The sequence below is a fragment of the Trinickia violacea genome, from assembly GCF_005280735.1.
Classification (GTDB): Bacteria; Pseudomonadota; Gammaproteobacteria; order Burkholderiales; family Burkholderiaceae; genus Trinickia_A; species Trinickia_A violacea.
The window spans coordinates 819113-838543 of the sequence record NZ_CP040078.1 but is presented as its reverse complement, the minus strand read 5'-3'; the positions used below and the strand labels follow the sequence as shown (position 1 = coordinate 838543).

Here is a 19431-nt window from a genome sequence, read left to right as displayed (position 1 = left end):
GCGGTACGGCGCGGGCCTTCTCGGTATCTGACGAGAAGGCCCGCGTTGCATTCATGGACCGCGCCGCACGCCTCCCCCATTCCTATGACAAGAGACGCCATCGAGCGCAAGCGGGCACGCCGCATGCACGCCACCCTGCCCGACGCTTGCTTAACTACACGTTAACGTTTTTTTAACGCGTCACGGTTCTTACGCCGACGCTTCCCTATACTTCGAACAACTGCAGATAGAAAGCCAAGCATCGAACAATACAACCAGCTTTCAGAGCCGCCATGCGGCGCAAACGGATACGGTCTTCCTTTGCGCAGCGAGCGTCAATCTGGAGGGAGACATGAGCCTACCTGCAACCGAAACCTCCGGCGCCGGGCATGTCGGCGAGCCTCGGCCGCACAAACCGGCCATGCCCGCCTTGGCGCTCGCCGCGCTCGGCGTCGTGTACGGCGATATCGGCACGAGTCCGCTCTACACGCTCCAAACCGTCTTCGACCCCGCCAACGGCCTCGCGCTGAACCGGTTCAATTTGATCGGCATCGTCTCGCTGATCTTCTGGTCGCTGATGGTGGTCGTTTCGCTCAAGTACGTCGCCCTGATTCTGCGTGCGAACAACCACGGCGAAGGCGGAATCATGGCGCTGCTGTCGCTCGCCGCGTCGTCGGTGGCGACGCGCAAGCGGCTGCGCAATTCGCTGCTGCTGGTCGGCATCATGGGCGCCGCACTGTTCTTCGGCGACAGCGTGATTACCCCGGCGATCTCGGTGCTGAGCGCGGTGGAAGGGCTCGAAGTCGCGGCGCCGGTGCTCAAGACCTACGTGATACCGGTCACGCTCGCAGCGCTGATCACGTTGTTCATCATGCAGAAGCACGGCACGGCCGGCATCGGCGCGGTGTTCGGCCCGATCATGGTGGTCTGGTTCGCGGTGCTCGCCGTGGCCGGGGTCGTCAACATCGCGGATGCGCCCGCCATCCTGAGCGCGCTCGATCCGTTCCATGGGCTCGCGTTCTGCCTGCATCACCGCTGGCTCGCGTTCGTCGCGCTCGGCGCAGTGGTGTTGTCGCTGACCGGCGCCGAAGCGCTGTATGCCGACATGGGCCACTTCGGCGCAAACCCGATCCGCCTCACGTGGTTCGGTCTCGTGTTCCCGGCGCTAGCCTTGAACTACCTCGGACAAGGCGCGCTGCTGCTCGCCAATCCCAAGGCCATGCAGAATCCGTTCTACCTGCTGTTTCCGCAATGGGCGCTGTTTCCGATGATCGTGCTCTCGACGATCGCCACCATCATCGCGTCGCAAGCCGTGATTTCCGGCACCTATTCGATGGCGAAGCAAGCCATGCAGCTCGGCTTCCTGCCGCGCATGACCGTCGTGTACACGTCGGCCCAGGAAATCGGCCAGATCTACGTGCCCGGCATCAACTGGGCGCTGCTGTGCGCCGTGGTGGCCGCGGTGGTCGGCTTCGGTTCATCGACCGCGCTCGGGTCCGCCTACGGCATCGCCGTGACCGGCACGATGCTCATCACGACCTGCCTCACGTTCTTCGTCGTGCGCTACGCATGGAACTACAACTGGTTCCTGTGCGTGTTCGCGACCGTGTTCTTCTTCCTCATCGACGCGACGTTCTTCTCGGCGAACCTGCTCAAGATCGTGCAAGGCGGCTGGTTCCCGCTCGTGATCGGCATCGTGATGTTCACGGTGATGGCCACTTGGGGACGCGGCTGGGAAATGATGCTGGCCGAAGCCCGTGTGCGCGCCGGCACCACGCCGTTGAAGTCGTACTTGAGCACGCTGCTCGCGCACTCGCCGACGCGCGTCGGCGGCACGGCGATCTTCCTCTCGCCGAATCCCCATAGCGTGCCGCATGCGCTCGTGAACAATCTCATCCACAACCGCGTGTTTCACCAGCGCGTAGTGTTCCTAACTGTCAGCACGAAGGAAATTCCGTGGGTTCCGCCAAGCCAGCGCGCGACGGTGGAGCGGCTCGTAGACGAGTGCTACCAGGTCACGATCCACTACGGCTTCAAGGACGAGGTCAATCTGCCGGTCGCGCTCGAAGCGTGCAAGCCGCTCGGCCTCGCGTTCGACCCGACGGAGACGTCGTACTTCCTGAGCCGCGCCAGCGTCGTCCCCGTTTCCAACGTCGGCATGGCACTGTGGCGCGAGAAGATGTTCGCGGTGATGCTGCATAACGTCGGCAACGTCGCGGAATATCTGAAGCTGCCCGCCAATCGCGTCATCGAACTCGGGGCTCGCGTGGAGCTTTGAAGCTTATCGGCGCAACGCGACTCAACTCGGCTCGACTCGACGATACGCATCGGCACAGATAGGGAATGCATGCGGGGTCGCCTCTCGGCGAAAAGCGCGGCAGATGGCTTATGCTACGCGGACCCCTCTGTATCGAACCGGGCCAAGCGACGGTACCGGCCGATCCTGAAGGAAACCTTATGCGGGCCACCCCCACTCCTTCTCATGCGCATCCTCCTAGTTGAAGACGATGATTTGATTGGCAGCGGCGTCGAAGCGGGTCTTCGGCAAGCCGGCTTCACAGTCGATTGGGCACGCGACGGCCGCAAGGCCATGCTCGCGCTCGAAACCACCGCCTATGCGCTCGTCGTGCTCGACTTGGGCTTGCCGCTCATGTCCGGCAACGAGCTGCTGAGATGGCTGCGCGACGCCGGCAACGACGTGCCGGTGCTCGTGCTGACCGCGAAAGGCACCGTCGCCGATCGCGTCGACGGACTGGAGGCCGGCGCCGACGACTATATCGGCAAGCCGTTCGATCTCCTCGAGCTCGTCGCACGCAGCCGCGCGCTGTTGCGCCGCTCGCAAGGGCGCAGCGTCGAAGTGATCCGCTATCGCGACCTGGTCGTCGACCCGGCTGGGCAAACGGTGTTGCGCGACGACGCGCGCGTGCCGCTCACGGCGCGCGAGCTGGCGGTGCTGGTTCAATTGCTGACCCATCAAGGCGTGCCGCAATCGAAATCGCGTCTCGAAGAAAGCCTGTATGGCTGGCAAGAGGAAATCGAAAGCAATGCGATCGAGGTGCACGTATCCAATCTGCGCAAGAAGCTCGGCGCGGATCTGATCACCACGGTGCGCGGTATCGGCTATGTGATGGAGAAGGTCTGATGACCGCTTCGATACGCCGCCGTCTGGTGTTCCTGATTCTCGCCAGCATCGCGCTCGTATGGACGGTCGCATTGGTGTCCAGCTATCGCCACGCGACGCAGGAACTCGAAGAATGGGAAGACGCGCGCCTCGCCGAATTCGCGCAATTCCTCGTCGTCTTGAATCCCGCCGATCTCACGACGTTGGCAAAGCGGCACATCGATGCGCGCGACGAATTCGACATCACGCACGCCAATGCCAAGGATGACCAAGACGCGTTGCCGCGCGACATCCTGATGCAAGTGCGCGACGCCGACGGCCGCATCCTCGCGAGCAGCCCGGAGCTCGCGTCGCTGCAAGGGTGGGACGCGCAGACGCCGGCCAGCCCCGGCATACGCTCGATGACGCTCGGCGGCAAGCCGTGGCACACGTTCACGCTCCACGACACGGCCAGCGGCCGGACGGTGCGCGTGCTCGAGCCTGCCAACACGCGCAGCGATCTCGCGACCGGCGCCGCGCGGCGCATCTCGGCGCCGATCGCGTTCGCGCTGCCGGTCCTTGCGATCTTGGTCTGGTTCAGCATCGGCCACAGTCTCGCGCCGTTGAAGATGCTGTCGAAGGCGATCCGCACGCGCGATGTCAGCAAGCTCGAGCCGATCGAAATGGGACCGACGCCGGCGGAAGTCCGCCCGCTCGTCGACGCGCTCAATCAATTGCTTTCGCGGCTCGCGTTATCGATCAAGCGAGAGCGCGCGTTCACGTCCGACGCCGCGCACGAATTGAAAACGCCGCTCGCCGCGATCAAGGTTCAAGCGCAGGTCGCGCTCGGCGCGGAGGATGCGGCTTCGCAACAGCTGGCGATGCAGCGCGTGGTGCAAGGCGTCGATCGCAGCGCGCGTCTCGCCGAGCAATTGCTGCTGCTCGCGCGGCTCGACGAGCACGACAGGCTGCCGACGGCGCCTGTCCGGCTGGAGACGCTCGCGCGCAATGCGATCGCCGCCAAAGTGCCCGGCGCGCGGCGCAAGGACATGCACGTCGCATTGATCGACAGCGAGCCTTGCGAAGTCGTCGCCGAGCCGCTCTTGATCGGCATCTTGCTCGACAACCTGATCGACAACGCCATCAAGTACGGCGATACGGGCGGGCGTGTCGAAGTGGCGATACGGCGCGAAAACCAAGCGGTGCTGCTGACGGTGCGGGACGACGGCCCAGGCGTGAGCGCCGAGGATCGCGCGCGCCTGACCGATCGATTCTTCCGCGGCAAGGGCATGCAAGCGAGCGGCAGCGGCTTGGGCCTGTCGATCGTGGCGCGCATCGTCGAATACTTTGGCGCGCAGTTGACGTTCGATACGGGAATCGGCGGTGCGGGCCTGAGTGCGGAAATTGCCTTTCCCGGCGCAGCCGTCGCACCGGCTCGTGTCACATCGGCGGCCGAAACTTGAGCGTTGCCGATCGGCGATATCTTGACGCATAGCCGATCACTTCGAATCCCTCCGGCGCCTCGCTATGCAAACTGAGCTGATACCGTATCCGCAACGGCAACAACAACGTTCGGCACTCACGGTGTTGATCGTCTTTCTCAAGCTCGGGCTGACGAGCTTCGGCGGCCCTATCGCGCATCTTGGCTATTTCCGCCGGCAGTTCGTCGAGCGGCTCGGCTGGCTCGATGAAGAATCGTTCACGGATCTGGTCGCGCTTTGTCAGTTGCTTCCCGGCCCCGCGAGCAGCCAAGTGGGGTTCTCCATCGGCCTGTTGCGTGCCGGATGGCTCGGCGGGCTGGCCGCGTGGTGCGGGTTCACGCTGCCTTCGGTCGCGCTGCTGCTGGGCTTTGCCGCCATCGCGCCGGACTTGAACGGCACGCTCGGCGCCGGCCTGATTCACGGCCTGAAGCTCGTGGCCGTCGCGGTCGTCGCGCAGGCCGTCTGGGACATGGCAAAGCGTCTTTGCCCGGATCTCACGCGTGCGGCCATTGCGCTCTTTGCGCTTGCCGCCGCGAGCGTGTTGACCAACGCCTATGGGCAGTTGACGGTCATCGCCTTTGGCGCGGCGCTTGGGCTCGCGCTCTGCCGCCCCGCGAGCTCGGACGCCGCGCGCTTGCGCCCCCTCGGCGCAGAGGAATTTCCCATTTCGCACAAGGTCGCCTTGCTCGCATTGGCGGCCTTCTTTGCGCTTCTGCTCGCGCTGCCGGCCATCGCGGCGATTTACCCAAGCCACACGCTCGCCGTCTTCGATGCGTTCTACCGCTCCGGGGCACTCGTGTTCGGCGGCGGGCACGTCGTCTTGCCGCTGCTTCAAGAGCAAACCGTGGCGACAGGCTGGGTCGCGCCGAGCGACTTTCTCTCCGGATATGGCGCCGCGCAGGCCGTGCCCGGCCCGCTCTTCACGTTCGCCGCCTTTCTCGGCTGGAGGATGCTCGCGGCGCCCCATCATTGGGCCGGCGCATGGCTCGCGACGGCGGGCATATTCCTGCCGGGATTGCTGCTGGTGCTCGGCACGCTGCCCTATTGGCGGCGGCTTCGCGCCAGTGCGCCGCTGACCGCGGTCCTCAGCGGCACGAACGCCGCCGTCGTGGGCTTGCTCGGCGCCGCGCTGTACTCGCCGGTATGGACGAGCGCGGTCGTGACAAAGATCGATTTCGTCGTCGCGGCGATTGGGTTCTGCTTGTTGACGCGCTGGAAGGCGCCGCCACTGGTTGTCGTCGTCTTTTGCGTAGCGGCGGCCTTGATCGAATCGATGTGGAAGTGAGCAGGCGTGTCGCGCTAGACTTTCGCGCTCAGCAAGCAGCGCTCGAGACTCGCAACCAACGCGAGCGGCACTTCATCCATCGGATAGTGACCGGCGTTCGGCAGGACTTCCAGCTTCGAGTCGGGATACCAGGCGAGGTAGGTCGCGTTCATCAACGCCGCGTTGTAGGTCGGATCGTGCTCGCCGATCAACACGCGCACGGGGTAAGGGACACCCTTGATCGCCTCACTGAAGTTAGCGCTGCTCCATGCCTCGAGGTACGCACCGTATGCGCGCTTCGATGAATGGGTCCACGAATACATCGCCTTCGCCCGCACCCAGGCGGCAGGAAGGCGGTGCCCCGTGCTTCGATCGATGATGGCCTGACGGCATTCGATCTGCTCGACCGCCGATTCGAACAGCGTGCGCCGGCTATCGTCGAACTCGACGCCGCATGACGGGACCGGCGCCACGGGAATCAGCATCCGCACACGCTTCGGCGCTAGCATCGCCACGCGCTCGATCGCCATGCCGCCCATCGAATGGCCGATCAGGCTGAACGTGTCGAAGCCGAGCGCGTCAGCGAGCGCCAACGCATCGTTCGCGATTTCGTCGATCGTGTAGTCGCCGTGCGCCGATTGCATCTGCCCGTAGCCGCGGTAGTCCATGAAGACGTAGGTGAAGGTGTCGTGATCGAGCGCGCATTCCATGGGCGCAAACGAGCGGGCATCGCCGAACCAGCCGTGCAGGACGATGACGGGATGCGGGCCTGTCCCCACGCGATGAAACGTATTGATCATTTAGCCTCCTTAAGAAAAGAGAGAAGAGAGAGAAGCGAGCCATGCGCCGCAACGTCATGCAAAGGCTGGCCTAATCGTAAAGAGGCCCACGTCGGCCCGCTTTCTGCTCAGGGTCAATTTCTGTAGACTTCGGGCCATGCGCGACACCCTGCTCAACCCCTACGAAGACATTCCGCGAACCGTAGTCGTTACCGCAAACGACTATCCCGCATCGTCCTTTTTTACCGCCCACACGCACCGCCGGGGACAATTTGCCTATGCGGCATCCGGCACGATCAGCATGTATACGTCGCAGGGCAATTGGGTCGTTCCGCCCACGCGCGCGTGCTGGATACCGGCAGGCGTCGTGCACGAAATGCGTATCCGCGGTCCGGTGACCATGCTGAACACGTTCGTCGCCGCAGAGGACGCCGATGAGAAAGGTCTTCCCGATGCGTGCTGCGTGATGGGCGTATCGCCTCTTTTGCACAATCTCATCGCCGAGGCCGTCGATCTTCCGGCGCACTACGACCTCGATGGACGGGAAGGCAAGATCATGGGGCTGCTCGTCGAAGAGATCGCGGTGATGCCGAAGCTGTCCCTCAATGCGCCGCTGCCTGCCGACGCGGCGCTCGCACGCCTGTGCCGCGCGCTGCTCGATCAGCCGTCCTTGCAAGTCGACATCGACGACATGGCCAATGCGCTCAACATGAGCCGGCGCACGTTTACCCGCTTTTTCAGGGCCCAAACCGGCATTGGCTTTGCCGAGTGGCGCCAGCAAGCGTGCCTGCTCGCCGCCATCACGCGGCTTGGCGACGGCGAGAGCATCACCAACGTGGCGTTGGATCTCGGCTACAGCAGTCCGAGCGCATTCACGGCGCTATTCCAGCGCGTACTCGGCGCACCGCCGAGCCGCTATTTCAAAGACCGGCCCGAATCGCATTGATCGAGCACGTTTCGGTCGATCAAAAAACCGGCAACACATCAATCACTTCGAGCCGAAAGACAAAGTCACCTCTCAAGAATCATTACTACGGTCTACGAATTAAATAACGAAATCTTACATTTATGGCGGATTTTGCCGGCGTGAAAGTGCTACGTTTCAAAGTGCTACGTTTCTTGACGCTCCGAGTAAACAGACACATATTGGTCACTGGTTCGGTTCTATTGTCGTCGCGCACGGTTCAATAAAGCGTACCAATCGCTTACTTCGGTAAAGGACCTGAGAGTCTCGGCGATTGCGAAATCCACACGTCGACTCGGTCAGCAAGAACGCCCGCCGCTTTGCATGGGACAGAATCAGCGATGAGTAGTCCAACCGCCTCCAATTCGACTTTTTCCGCGACGTGCCGCAAGTGCGGCGGCCGTGTATCGAGACCCGTATCGTTCTGTCCGCATTGCGGTGCGAATGCGATGCTTGCGTTCCCCAATGCGAAGTCATGGGCAAAGAACGAGCGTGCAGACGTGCCGCTCGGCGATGCGATTCGTCCGCCGCGTCCAGTACCGCTTTTCATGCCGGCCGGTGCGGCTGCGCACGGCGGTGGCGGTTCGAGCACGGCGACGTATGACAACACGCGTCAGTGGGGCCTGAAAACCGGCACGGGAATCACGCTGCTGGCGTTCGTCGTGCTGTTCGGCGGCTCCATTCTGCTAAGTCAGCAGAGCGATAAAACGGAACAGCACACACGCGATGTGTTGATGCACACGTCAGTGGGCTCGGTGACACCCGGGGCCGAGGATCACGCTCAAGCAACACCGCCCCCCACGAAAAATTCGCCCTCGCCTCAAGCGTTGGCCATGACCCCACCGCCACCCTCGCAGCAACCGGCGGTGGCTCCGCGTGTCTCACAACCGGCTCCGGCTCCGGCTCCGGCTCCGGCTCCGGCTGCGCCGAAGCCGAGCACCCCTGCGCCCGTCGCAGCCGCTCCGGCTCCAGCGCCATCTGCGCCGGCACACGTCGCCATCGCACCGGTTCCGACTGCGCCGGCACCAACCGTAACCGCTCCCGCTCCGGCACCGACTCCAGCGGCGCCAGCAACTATCGAACCGTCACCCGCACCTGCACAAGCGGCAATCGCGCAGGCACAGCCGACTTCGGTACCCCATCCGCCACCTGCTTCGGCTTACACGGCTCAGGTGCCGCAACCGCCTTCGCCGACGCGGAGACTCAGCGCCAATTCCGCCCCAGCGCCGGTGCCCTCGCCACCGATGTACGCGAACACGCGCTCGAGAATCCCATCCCCGCCCGCTCCATCGTCGCGCGAATCGCGCGACTCGCAACGCAGAGAGGCGGTGCCGCATGAACTTGCCGCCGCATGGCAGAGCATGCAGAAGAACGATCTGAAAAGCGCTCAAGGGTCACTGGATCGCGCCCTCGCAGCGGACCCCAACAACAGCGAAGCGTTCATGCTGCGTCAGGACTTGATGTCGCGCGAACAGAACCGCGACGACGCGCTCATTGCCGCACGCGGCTGCGCCGCGCAGCATCAATGGCGCTGCGCGTGGCACAACGCGGGCAAAGCGCTCGCGATCGACAGCAGCAGTGCGGAGGCGAAGGCGATGGTCCAGCGCTCGATCGTCGGTTCCGGCGCGATGGACCTGCCGGCGGGCCCGGGCCCCGACATGCCGGACGGCCCTGTGATGCCCCCCGGCTACCATTGAACGTGCGAAGCCGCGTTGCGCGCGAAGGCACTTAAGTCAAGGATGATCGTCGACATACCGGCGGCTTTTCGCGCCGTGCCCCCGATAAATCACGTGACGAAAAAAGAAGCTCACGCGCGTGAACAAGTCGCTGTCCGTTCTAACGCCACGTGCCGCAACATGACGGTGATTCGGATCGGCGGCTCTGTTTGCATGCACGGGCTGCACAGCGGCCACTTTCGGCGCCGCGGAATGCGTGGGGGCTGCTGCGCTGCTATCGGACGGAACAACGGACGCATTTGACGCGAGCCGCGCACCGGCGGCTGCAGTCGTGGCCGTCAACGGCGCCGATGCGAGCACGGAAGGCTGAGACGCCGCGGTTGATGGCGTCACCGCAACCGGGCCCGCCGTCTCGAGCGCTGGGTGCGCGCCCGCCCGCATAGCGACCTGACCGCGCTGCTCCTGCCCGGCCCATACTCCATACGCGACGGCGCTCGCGAATCCAATGGACAAGATCCCCGTGGTCGTCCCCCAAACCACCAGACGCCTGCGCTGCACCTGCGGTTCGTCCTGCCCGCTCACGCACGCGCGCAACTGCTGGAAACGCCGGTGAACGATGATGAAAGACACCACGAGGCACATCAGCGTGTTCGCGGCATTCATCCAGAACATTTGATTCGGCACCCCTCGGCTCATTTCGAGCAGCATGAGCGCGAACGTCCCGTTGCTGAGTACCCAGCTCCCCCAGCTCAGGAGGCTGTAGCTGCGCACATCGGTTTCCCTTGCCAACAGTTTGCCGATGGTGGGCAAGTAGGTGAGAACCCGCGCGCCGTTCCAGAACAGGAACATCGCGCTCAGCGCCTGAACGTAGAGTTCATGAGACATCTCGATTCCTCTTTGCCCCGCGTGCTTAATCGTTTCTCTCTTGTGGATGCACTCCTCTGGTATAGACGCTAAACCTCATTTCCGCCTAATTCTCGACCCCCTACGATGCACTCGCCGAGTCGAACTGGAAGGTCGCGTGCCGCATGGACCCGCGCATGCTTCGCGAACTTGCGGAAGAGATACAGGATGCGTCGCTTCGATTGAAAATCGTCGAATTTTGTGAAGCGTGCCAGCGCATCGGGCGGCACACTTCACGCGGTAAAGCAGCGGTATTGAGTGGATTGAGCGAAGCGTGGCATCTGCAAGCGGAATGCGCTTGGGTCAGGCATTGCGACGGGCCGCGCCTCGCGATTGTCAGCTGGCCCGTCACTTACCCCGTCATTTGACCCGATCCGCCGCCATCCAGCCCTGGCTCACGCCGATCTCGCCGACTTGCTTGGCGATCTTGTCCGCGAGTTTCTCGGAAACCGCTGTCAGCGTGGCGTGCTTCACTTCGCCGATGCCGTGCAAGCCGCCACCGACCGCCGCCGAAGTCGCCACATGACCCGCCGCCGCGCCGACGCCAGCCGTTTCCGCGACGCCCGGCATCTTGCCGCTATCCGCGCTGGCATCGAAGCTCTGCACGAACATCGGCGCGCCGCCCGCCTGCTTGTAGAGCACCTGCACCGATGCAGCGACTTCGCTCTTGCCGGCGCCAAGTCCGATCACGACGCGGCGCCGGCGATTCCCTTCATCCGCTTTCGAGACGCTGCCCTGCACGATCAGGACGTTTTGATCGGCGGGCGGCGGCGAGTCGGAGCGAATCACACGCAGCCCCATCGCTTGCAGCTTCTGCACGACTTCGCTCGTCAAGGCTTCGCGCACTTCCATGGCCGCCTCGGCCTGCTCCGCTTCAGGCGACGCGCCACTCATTTGCGCCTTGAGTTTCTGCGCAACGCCGCTCGTATCGAGCTTCACTTGATCGGGCATCACCCGGAAGGTGTAGACGTAGACGCTGTCGGGATGCAGTTGCGGCTGCGCGCTGTACTGCGCCTGGTTGGTGATGCCGGACGCACAACCGCCCAGCAGCAACGCACCGAACGTCAGCGCGACCGTGGCGCAGCGCGCCGCCTTTTTTCCTACGAATTCGAATGAAGTAAGCACAATGTTCAGCCTTGTCATCAACAGTGGCGTGCCGCCGTTAGCTCATACGTATCAGCCGATGACTGGAAACACGCTGTATGGCTTCCGTCATCGCAGATCTCACCGATGCGTGATGCGCCTGCTCTGATGTGGTTTTAACAAGGCTCCTGCACGCGGAACGAAGTATGGTTGAACGCCCCGCGCATGACTATTCGAGAATTGTGTCGCGCAATGTCACCGGCTCAGCGATGCTTGGCAGTGCTCGCCGCAGGGTCGACGGGCAGCACGGCCCATACTTCCAGCCCTCCGCCCTCGCGCGCATGAAACTGCACTGTGCCGCCGTGCAGCTTCGCGATCCGCTCGACGATCGCCAGCCCGAGACCGGTCCCGCCGCTATGTGTGCGGGCATTGCGCCCGCGCTGAAATGGCGCTTTCAGTGCCTCGAGCTCCTGCACCGTCAGCCCTTCGCCGCGATCGCCCACCGCGACATAAGCCGTCCCCGCATCGAACCACGTCCGCACTGAAAGGCCGACACGCCCGTACACAACCGCGTTCTGCATCAGATTCATCAGCAAGCGCATCATGCTGATCGGACGAAACGGAAATTGGGGTACGTCGCCTAGCGTCAATTCGAACTCGTGGCCCAACCCGGCAAAGTCTCCCGCGAGCCGGTTCACCAGCGCGTTCACGTCGCCGCGCTGCGGCGCTTCACGCTCGCTGCTGCCCGCAAAGTCCATGAACTGCTGCACGATCGTATCGATCTGGTCGAGATAGGATTCGGCGGCAATGGTGAAGCTGTCGTCGCCGTGATCGGTGGGCGCCATGGCCATGGCAAGCCGCAATTTCGTGAGCGGCGTGCGGATATCGTGCGAAATGCCCGCGAGCATCACGGCGCGCGTCGCTTCGGCTTGCTGCAACGCCGCCGTCATTTGATTGAACGCCGTGCTGACTTCGGCGATTTCCGTGGGGCCGTTGGTCGGCAGCGGAGCGGGCGTGTCGCCCGCGCTCACGTGGCGCGCGGCGCTCGCGAGGTCCTGCAGCGGCCGGTTCAGGTGGCGCTGGAGCAGATAGCCCGTGAACGCGGCGACAGCAGCGAGACCGAGCGAAAGCAGGATCGCCACTTCGAGGCCTTCGCCTTGCGCATCCTCGGGAAGCGGCAGCGCGATCCAATACGACGAGTTCATCGCATGCATCCGTATCCACAAGCGCGTCCCGCCTTCGCTTTGCCAGCGCACCGGCATGTCGCCCGGCAGATGCTGGCGCAGGCTGTCGAGGAACACGTCGCGCTGATACGAGTGATAGAGCATCAAGGGATTCGGCGTCGGCGCGGACGCGGCCTCTTCGGGCGGGGTCTTGCGCCCATCGAAGCGTGCGATCACCGCATCGCGTGCGTGATCCGGAACGACATCGAGCAGCGAATCGAGCAGCGCGACATAGTTCGCGAACACCGTCGCCGCACGCTCCACGCGCGGCTTCTGCACGTAATGCACGAGCACCACCAACGAACACACCTGGCTCAGCATCACGACCACGATCAGCAGCGCGATGTTGCGCGCGAGCACCGATTTCGGCAGCAAGCGGCGTCTCATGATTCGACGTCCGCGATCAGCATGTAGCCCACGCCCCATACGGTCTTGATGAAGCGCGGCTTCGACGGGTCGGCTTCGACCATCTGCCGCAGGCGCAGCACCTGTACGTCGATGCTGCGATCGAGCGCTTCGTGCTCGCGTCCGCGGGCGCGCGCCATCAAGTTATCGCGGCTCACGGGCCGGTTCGGCGACGACGCCAGCGCGACGAGCAATTGCATCTGCGCGGAGTGCATTTCGACCCGCTCGCCTGCGCGCATGAGTTCCTGTTTACCGACATCGAGGCTGAAATCGCCGAAGCGCACCGTTTGCGTCGTCACCGTGGGGTCGCCCGCCGCGATCTTCTGGCGCCGCAGCAGCGCCTTGATCCGCGCGACCAGCTCGCGCGGCAGAAACGGTTTCGCGAGGTAATCGTCGGCGCCGGTCTCGAGGCCGACCACTTTGTCGAGCGGATCGCCCTTGGCCGTCAGCATCAGGATCGGCAGCGTCTGCCCTTCCGCGCGCAAGCGGCTGCAGATCTCGAGGCCGTTTTCTTCGCCGATCATCAAATCGAGCACGAGCAGATCGTAGGGCTCGCGCTGCAAATAGCGATCGAGACGGCGGCTATCCTCGACGACGCGCACTTCGAATCCGTGCTGCGTCAGAAAGCGCTGCAGCATGTTGCGCAGCTCGGCTTCGTCGTCGAGCACGATGATCTTGGCGGGACGGTCCATGATGGCTATCTCCATGACTCAATCGTGCGCCGGGTGACGTGCGTCCCAACGCTCGGCGAGCCGCTGCAGCAACACATAGAACGACGGAATGAACAGCACGGCAATGCAGGTGGATGCCAGCATACCGGAGAACACGGCGATCCCGAGCGAGCGGCGCGCGCTCGCGCTGGCGCCCGTGGCGACCACGAGCGGCACGACGCCGAGTATGAACGCAAACGACGTCATCATGATCGGCCGCAGGCGCAGGCGCGCCGCTTCGATCGCGGCGTCGACGATGCTCACCCCGTCCTTGCGCCGCTGTCGCGCGAACTCGACGATCAGGATCGCGTTCTTCGCCGAGAGCGCGATCAGCAGCACGAGGCCGATCTGCGTGTACAAGTTGTTCGCGACGCCGAGCGCGGCGAGCGTCGTCGCGGTGCCGAGCAGCGCGAGCGGCACGGCCAGCACGACGGCGACCGGCAGCAGCCAGCTTTCGTATTGCGCGGCGAGCACGCAGAACACGAGCAGCACGCCGATCGCGAACACCCAGTACGCCGAGTTGCCGACGAGCTTCTCCTGGTACGACATCGCGGTCCAGTCGTAGCCGACGCCCGGCGGCAGCACGCGTTTCGCTTCCTGCTCGAACGCGGCGATCGCTTGGCCGGTGCTGTAGCCGGCCGCCGGGTTGCCGTTGACCGTCGCGGACGGCGTGAGGTTGTAGAGCGTCGCGACCGCGGGACCGATGCTCGGATGCGCGTCGATGAAGGTGCCGAGTTCGACCATGCTGCCGCTGTTGTTCCGAATCTTGAGTCGGCGGATGTCGTCGGTTTCGCGGCGGAATTGGCCGTCGGCCTGCACGAAGACCGGAAACGTGTGATTGAACGCCGTGAACTGGTTCACGTAGCTCGAACCGACATAGTCCTGCAGCATCCCGAACACGTCGCCGACTTGCACCTGCAGCGACTCGGCCTTGGCCCGGTCGAGCGTCAGCTCGACGGTCGGCACCGACGCGCGGAACGGCGTAAACACGCGCTGCAGCTCGGGGCGCTTTTCGACGCTCGCGATCAGCGCATTGGTCGCGTCCTGCAGGCGCTGATAGTCCTGCGAGCCGTCGGTGAGGAACACCTGCATCTGCACGCCGCCGCTGTTGCCCAGACCTTGAATCGGCGGCGGCACGATGACGATCGAATTCACGTCGGTCAACTTCGCGAGTTCGCCGTTCATGCGCTCGTAAAGCGAACGCAAGTCCTCGCCCTTGCCGCGCACGCTCCAGTCTTTGAGCGTCACATAGACAAGCACGGAGTTCGGCAGCGACGCGTTATTGTCGAGCGCCGAGATGCCGCCGATCGACACCACGTGATCGACGCCGGGAATCGGCCCGATACGCTGCTCGATTTCGTGGCTCACCTCGCGTGTGCGCGAGAGCGACGCGGCATCCGGCAGTTGCGCGGCGATCAGCATGTAGCCCTGGTCTTCGAGCGGAATGAAGCTCGTCGGCACACGCGTGAGCAAATACCCCGAACCGGCAGCAAGCGCGAGCGCCACTACCAGCGCGAGCATGCTGCGATGCACGAGCCACGACACCACGCCCACATAGAACCGTTCCATCCGCCCATAGCCGGCTTCGAACACGCGATAAACGATATTGGGCCGGCCGGGCGGCTTGTGCCTCAGCCATTTCGCGCTCTGCACCGGCTTGAGCGTGACGGCATTGATCGCGCTGATGATCGTGGTCGTCACGACGACGAGCGCGAATTGCCGATACATCTGCCCCGTCACGCCGCCAAGAAACGCCGACGGCAGGAACACCGCCACGAGCACCAGCGTGATGCCCACGATCGGCCCGAGCAGTTCGTGCATCGCGTCGATCGCAGCTTGCTTCGGTGACTTGCCTCGCTCGATGTGCTGCGTGATGCCTTCGACCACGACGATCGCGTCGTCGACCACGATCCCGATCGCGAGCACGATCGCAAACAGCGTGAGCAGGTTGATCGAAAATCCCATGACGTAGATGGCGCCGAACGTGCCGAGGATCGTCACGGGAATCGTCGTGGCGGGCACCAGCATCGCGCGCCAGTTCTGCAGAAACAGCAGGATCACGACGAGCACCAGCGCGGCGGCTTCGAAGAGCGTCTTGTAGACGTCGTTCACCGATTGCCGGACGAAGCGCGTCGTATCGAACGGCAAAGAATACGTGACCCCCTTGGGCATCTGCGCACCCAGGCGCGCCATCGTGTCCTTCACGGCGTTGCCGACTTCGAGCGCGTTCGCCTCCGGCAATTGATAGATCGCGATGCCGGCGGCCGACTTGCCGTCGATGTTGAAGAACTGGCTATAGCTCGACGAGCCGAGTTCGGTATGGCCGACATCGCGTATGCGGATGAAACGCCCGCCGCCGGACGGGTCCGCCTTGATGATGATGTCGTCAAACTGGTGCGGATCGGTCAAGCCGCCTTCCATCGTCAGCGTCAGTTGAAACGCCTGGCCGCCCGCGCCCGGCTCCGAGCCGAGCTGGCCCGCGCTCACGTCCTGGTTCTGGCTTTGGATCGCATTCATCACGTCGGCGGCGGTCAGGTTGCGCTCGGCCAGGCGCTGCGGATCGAGCCACACGCGCATGCTGTATTGCCCCGTGCCGAACACCGTTACATCGCCGACGCCGGGAATGCGTGCGAGCGCGTCCTTCAGACTGATGACCGCGTAGTTGCCGAGAAACAGCGAATCGTATTTCGGGTCGTTCGATTGCAGCGTGTAGAGCTGGAGGATCGCGGTCGACTTCTTCTTCACCGTCACGCCCTGCTGCTGCACCGCTTGCGGCAGTTGCGCAGTGGCCGCCGACACGCGGTTCTGCACGAGCACCTGCGCCTTGTCGACATCGGTGCCGACGGCGAATGTGATCGTCAGCGTATAGGTGCCGTCGTTGGTGCTCGTCGACTGCATGTAGAGCGCGTTCTCGACACCGTTCACCTGCGTTTCGATCGGCAGCGCGACGCGGTCGATCAGCGTCGCCGCGCTCGCGCCCGGATAGCGCGCGACGACTTGCACCGTAGGCGGCGTGATCGGCGGGTACTGCGAGATCGGCAGGTTGATCATCGCCACCGCGCCGAGCAGCATCACGATCACGGCGATGACGTTCGCCAATACCGGCCGTTCGACAAAGAAGCGAATCATGACTGCCCCTGCGCGTTCACTGCTTGCACCTTGGCGCCCGGTGGGACGGCGAGCGCGCCGCTCGTCACCACGCGATCGCCGGGCTCGAGGCCGGAGGTGACGGCGCGAAGGTTGTCGTAGAGCCCGGCGGTGACGACTGCGCGCTTTTCGATCTCGCCTGCCGCATTCACAACGAACACCGAGGCGCCGGTTTGATCGCGCCGCAACGCGGCGTCGGGCACGAGCAGCACGGTTTGCGGCGGGCCCGCGGGAATGTGGATTTCGACGGACATGCCGGGGATCAAATGCGAGTCGAGATTGGCGACATCCGCGCGCAGCGAGAGCGTGCCGCTTCCCGAATCGATACGCGTATCGACGAATTCGAGCGCCGCGTCGTCGCCTTTTGCCGCCGGTGCGCCCAATACGTTCACGCGCACCGTGCGCGGCGGTTTTGTGAAAAGGCCGATCCGGTTCGCGTCGCGCTCGTTCAGCGTGAAGTTCACGTAGACGGGTTGAATGCGGTCGAGCGTCGCGAGCTTGGTCGTGTCCGCCGAGGTGCCGACCACGTTGCCGACATCGAATGCGCGCGCGCCGATGCGACCGGCAAACGGCGCGCGAATCTCCGTATAGCCGAGATTGATGCGCGACATGTCGCGTTTGGCGCGGGCTTGGTCGCGCGTCGCCTGCGCGTTTTGCAGCGACGATACGGACGTCGCTTGGTCGGATGTCAGTTGCTTCTCGCGTGTGAGGTTTTGCTCCGCGTTGTCGAGCACGGACTGGTCGTAAGCAAGTTGCGCGCGGTACGAGTCAGGCTCGATGCGAAAGAGCAACTGGCCTTGCTTCACATTTGAGCCATCGGTAAAGCCGATTTCCTTGAGCGCGCCCTGCACGCGCGCCACGAGCGTGACGGTCGCGGACGGCGCGACGGTGCCCGTCAGATCGATCTGCGGCTGCACTTCGCGCGCGATGGGGTGCGTGACGGTGACGCTAGGCCGGGCCGCTGTAGTCGGCGCCTCGGCTGCGGACGCTGCGCTTGCCGAATCGTGACCGCTGCACGCGCTCAACGCGCTCAGCAACGGCAACGAGAGCGCGATGGCCGTCAACGCGGTCCGCGACCGCGCCGCGACGCCTTTATTTTCCGGTTTCAAGCGGGTCTCCACTGGTGCGCGCAAACGACGAGCCCTTGGGCGGTTCGATGAGCCGTCCCCAATCGGTGCGTTGCGCCATTTCCTTGGCAATGCGCTCGCTCACGACCGGCTGGTCCTTGGCGACTTCCCATCCGCCGCCGAGCGCGATATAGAGCTGCACGACCGCGAGCGAAGCCTGCCCTTGGTACTGGGCGAGCGAATCGTCGTCTTTCAGCAGCGAGCGGGCCGAATCGAGCACGGTGTCGTAGGTCACCTTGCCCGCGCGGTACTGCGCGTTCGCCAGTTTCAGCGCGCGCTGCGACGCATCGGCCGCGCGCGCGGTGGCGTCGAGCGCGTCGAGCGTCGTGCGCAGGTTGACGATCGCGTCCTCCACGTCCTTTTGCGCCTGCAGCACGGTGTTCTGGTAATTGAGCACCGCCTCCTGGAACGCAGCGTCTTGAATGCGCACGGCGTTCTTCAGTTGTCCGCGATTGAAAATCGGTATCGAAACGCTCGCCGAGAAAAGCCCGATCGTCTTGGCCCCCAACGACGTCAACCCAAGCGCCTGCTCCTCGCCCGACGACGCCGCCAACAGGCCCGTCAGCGACAGCGACGGATACAGCTTCGCCTTGTTGACGCCGATCAGCGCCGATTGCGACGCCGCATTGAGCGCGGCCTCACGCACATCGGGACGGCGGCGCAGCAGATCGGCCGGAATGCCGGCATCGATTTGCGTCGGCGCGACGGGAATGCCGCTCGAATCTTTGAGCATCGCTTCGATTGCTTCGGGCGTATCGGAGAGCAGCAAGGCAAGCGTGTCGCGATCCTGCGCACGGCCTTTGATCAGCGGCGGAATTTGCGCTTGCGTTTCGGCGACGAGCGTCGCGGCCTGCTCGACATCGAGCTGGCTCACCGAGCCGTGCTTGAAACGCGCCTTCGTCAAATCGAGGCTCTTTTGCTGCGAATCCAGGTTCTGCTGCGCGATGACGATGCGCCGCTCGAGCGCTCGCAAGTCGATATAGGCGTTGGCCACGTTGCCGAACAGGGAGACGAGCGCGTTGTCATACGCGGCTTCGGAGCTGCGCAGCGCGGCCGTGTCCGACTCGATCTGCCGGCGATACTTGCCCCAGAAGTCGATTTCCCAGCTCACGTTGGACTTCGCATGCTGGGCCCACAAGTGCGCAGGCGGAACCGGGCCGACGCCGCTGCTGTTGATGTGGTTCGCGCCCACCGACACGCCGCCTTGCTGCGGCAGCAGGTTTTCGTCGCTGATCGACAGTTGCGCGCGCGCCTTGAGAACGTTGAGCCCTGCGGTTTGAATCGAGATGTTGCGCTCATAAGCGCGCTGTTCGAGCGCCGTCAGAACCGGATCGTTGAACGCTTTCCACCAGGCCGCTTCGGCGGCGGGCGTGGCTTGCGCCGCTGGCGGCAAGCTCTCGAACCATTGATCTTCGAGTGTGACGTCAGGCTGCTTGAAGTCGGGGCCGACCGTCACGCAGCCGGCGAGCGCCGTGCACAGCGCACAAGCGAGCCACAACCGACGTGACGTGACAGGTTTCATTGCGTTGTTTCGCTAAGGCCAGGTCGATACACGGATCCAGGCGGCCGGCAGCCGCTCTGCACGCAATG

15 protein-coding genes are annotated in these 19431 nt (G+C 64.0%); 7 read left to right on the top strand and 8 right to left on the bottom strand.

All coding sequences use genetic code 11. The features are described 5' to 3' along the window. The first annotated feature begins 331 nt into the window (after positions 1-331). The 4 genes from FAZ95_RS25805 (at position 332) to chrA (ending at position 5845) form a co-directional block, all read left to right on the top strand. Positions 332-2257 carry a potassium transporter Kup gene (locus tag FAZ95_RS25805; RefSeq protein WP_137335347.1) on the top strand — a complete coding sequence of 642 codons (1926 nt, stop codon included), beginning with the start codon at positions 332-334 and terminating at the stop codon, positions 2255-2257. Positions 2258-2461: 204 nt separating this feature from the next. Continuing rightward, on the top strand, positions 2462-3121 hold the full coding sequence (locus tag FAZ95_RS25800) for a response regulator (protein ID WP_137335346.1): 660 nt from the start codon (positions 2462-2464) through the stop codon (positions 3119-3121). After that, the gene (locus FAZ95_RS25795; RefSeq protein ID WP_175425759.1) at positions 3121-4542 is read left to right on the top strand and encodes an ATP-binding protein; all 1422 of its coding nucleotides are present in this window, start codon (positions 3121-3123) and stop codon (positions 4540-4542) included. The genes FAZ95_RS25800 and FAZ95_RS25795 overlap by 1 nt, the downstream gene beginning before the upstream one ends. A gap of 64 nt (positions 4543-4606) precedes the next feature. Continuing rightward, positions 4607-5845 carry a chromate efflux transporter gene (gene chrA, locus FAZ95_RS25790; RefSeq protein WP_137335345.1) on the top strand — a complete coding sequence of 413 codons (1239 nt, stop codon included), beginning with the start codon at positions 4607-4609 and terminating at the stop codon, positions 5843-5845. 14 nt (positions 5846-5859) lie between these two features. Here the strand turns inward: chrA and FAZ95_RS25785 are convergent, their stop codons facing one another. Further along, positions 5860-6624: an alpha/beta fold hydrolase gene (locus FAZ95_RS25785; RefSeq protein ID WP_137335344.1), complete on the bottom strand. Its 765-nt coding sequence runs from the start codon at positions 6622-6624 to the stop codon at positions 5860-5862. 136 nt (positions 6625-6760) lie between these two features. Between FAZ95_RS25785 and FAZ95_RS25780 the strand changes: the two genes are divergently transcribed. Both FAZ95_RS25780 and FAZ95_RS25775 read left to right on the top strand, forming a co-directional pair. Beyond that, positions 6761-7549 (top strand): AraC family transcriptional regulator, encoded by a 789-nt coding sequence (locus FAZ95_RS25780; RefSeq protein WP_137335343.1) that lies wholly within the window; start codon positions 6761-6763, stop codon positions 7547-7549. 1346 nt (positions 7550-8895) lie between these two features. Next, entirely contained in the window at positions 8896-9264 is a 369-nt protein-coding gene (locus tag FAZ95_RS25775; protein ID WP_137335342.1) for a tetratricopeptide repeat protein, read from the top strand. Positions 9265-9300: 36 nt separating this feature from the next. Here the strand turns inward: FAZ95_RS25775 and FAZ95_RS25770 are convergent, their stop codons facing one another. Next, entirely contained in the window at positions 9301-10128 is an 828-nt protein-coding gene (locus FAZ95_RS25770; protein ID WP_137335341.1) for a hypothetical protein, read from the bottom strand. A 155-nt stretch (positions 10129-10283) separates the two neighbouring features. On the opposite strand from FAZ95_RS25770, the gene FAZ95_RS25765 reads away from it, so the two are divergent. After that, positions 10284-10514 carry a hypothetical protein gene (locus FAZ95_RS25765; RefSeq protein WP_137335340.1) on the top strand — a complete coding sequence of 77 codons (231 nt, stop codon included), beginning with the start codon at positions 10284-10286 and terminating at the stop codon, positions 10512-10514. On the opposite strand, the gene FAZ95_RS25760 is transcribed toward FAZ95_RS25765, so the two are convergent. From FAZ95_RS25760 to FAZ95_RS25735, 6 genes are all read right to left on the bottom strand, one after another. Next, a complete protein-coding gene (locus FAZ95_RS25760) occupies positions 10507-11271 on the bottom strand; it encodes a DUF4410 domain-containing protein (RefSeq protein ID WP_175425758.1) in 765 nt (254 codons plus the stop codon). The genes FAZ95_RS25765 and FAZ95_RS25760 overlap by 8 nt on opposite strands. A 221-nt stretch (positions 11272-11492) precedes the next feature. Next, on the bottom strand, positions 11493-12839 hold the full coding sequence (locus FAZ95_RS25755; RefSeq protein WP_254700284.1) for an ATP-binding protein: 1347 nt from the start codon (positions 12837-12839) through the stop codon (positions 11493-11495). Further along, the gene (locus FAZ95_RS25750) at positions 12836-13549 is read right to left on the bottom strand and encodes a response regulator (protein ID WP_137335337.1); all 714 of its coding nucleotides are present in this window, start codon (positions 13547-13549) and stop codon (positions 12836-12838) included. The genes FAZ95_RS25755 and FAZ95_RS25750 overlap by 4 nt, the downstream gene beginning before the upstream one ends. 18 nt (positions 13550-13567) lie before the next feature. Further along, positions 13568-16696, bottom strand: a complete 3129-nt coding sequence (locus tag FAZ95_RS25745) for an efflux RND transporter permease subunit (RefSeq protein WP_137335336.1) — start codon at positions 16694-16696, stop codon at positions 13568-13570. Further along, entirely contained in the window at positions 16693-17823 is a 1131-nt protein-coding gene (locus FAZ95_RS25740) for an efflux RND transporter periplasmic adaptor subunit (protein WP_254700283.1), read from the bottom strand. Before FAZ95_RS25740 ends, FAZ95_RS25745 begins: the two co-directional genes overlap by 4 nt. After that, positions 17807-19363: an efflux transporter outer membrane subunit gene (locus tag FAZ95_RS25735; RefSeq protein ID WP_137335335.1), complete on the bottom strand. Its 1557-nt coding sequence runs from the start codon at positions 19361-19363 to the stop codon at positions 17807-17809. Before FAZ95_RS25735 ends, FAZ95_RS25740 begins: the two co-directional genes overlap by 17 nt. Positions 19364-19431: the final 68 nt, after the last annotated feature.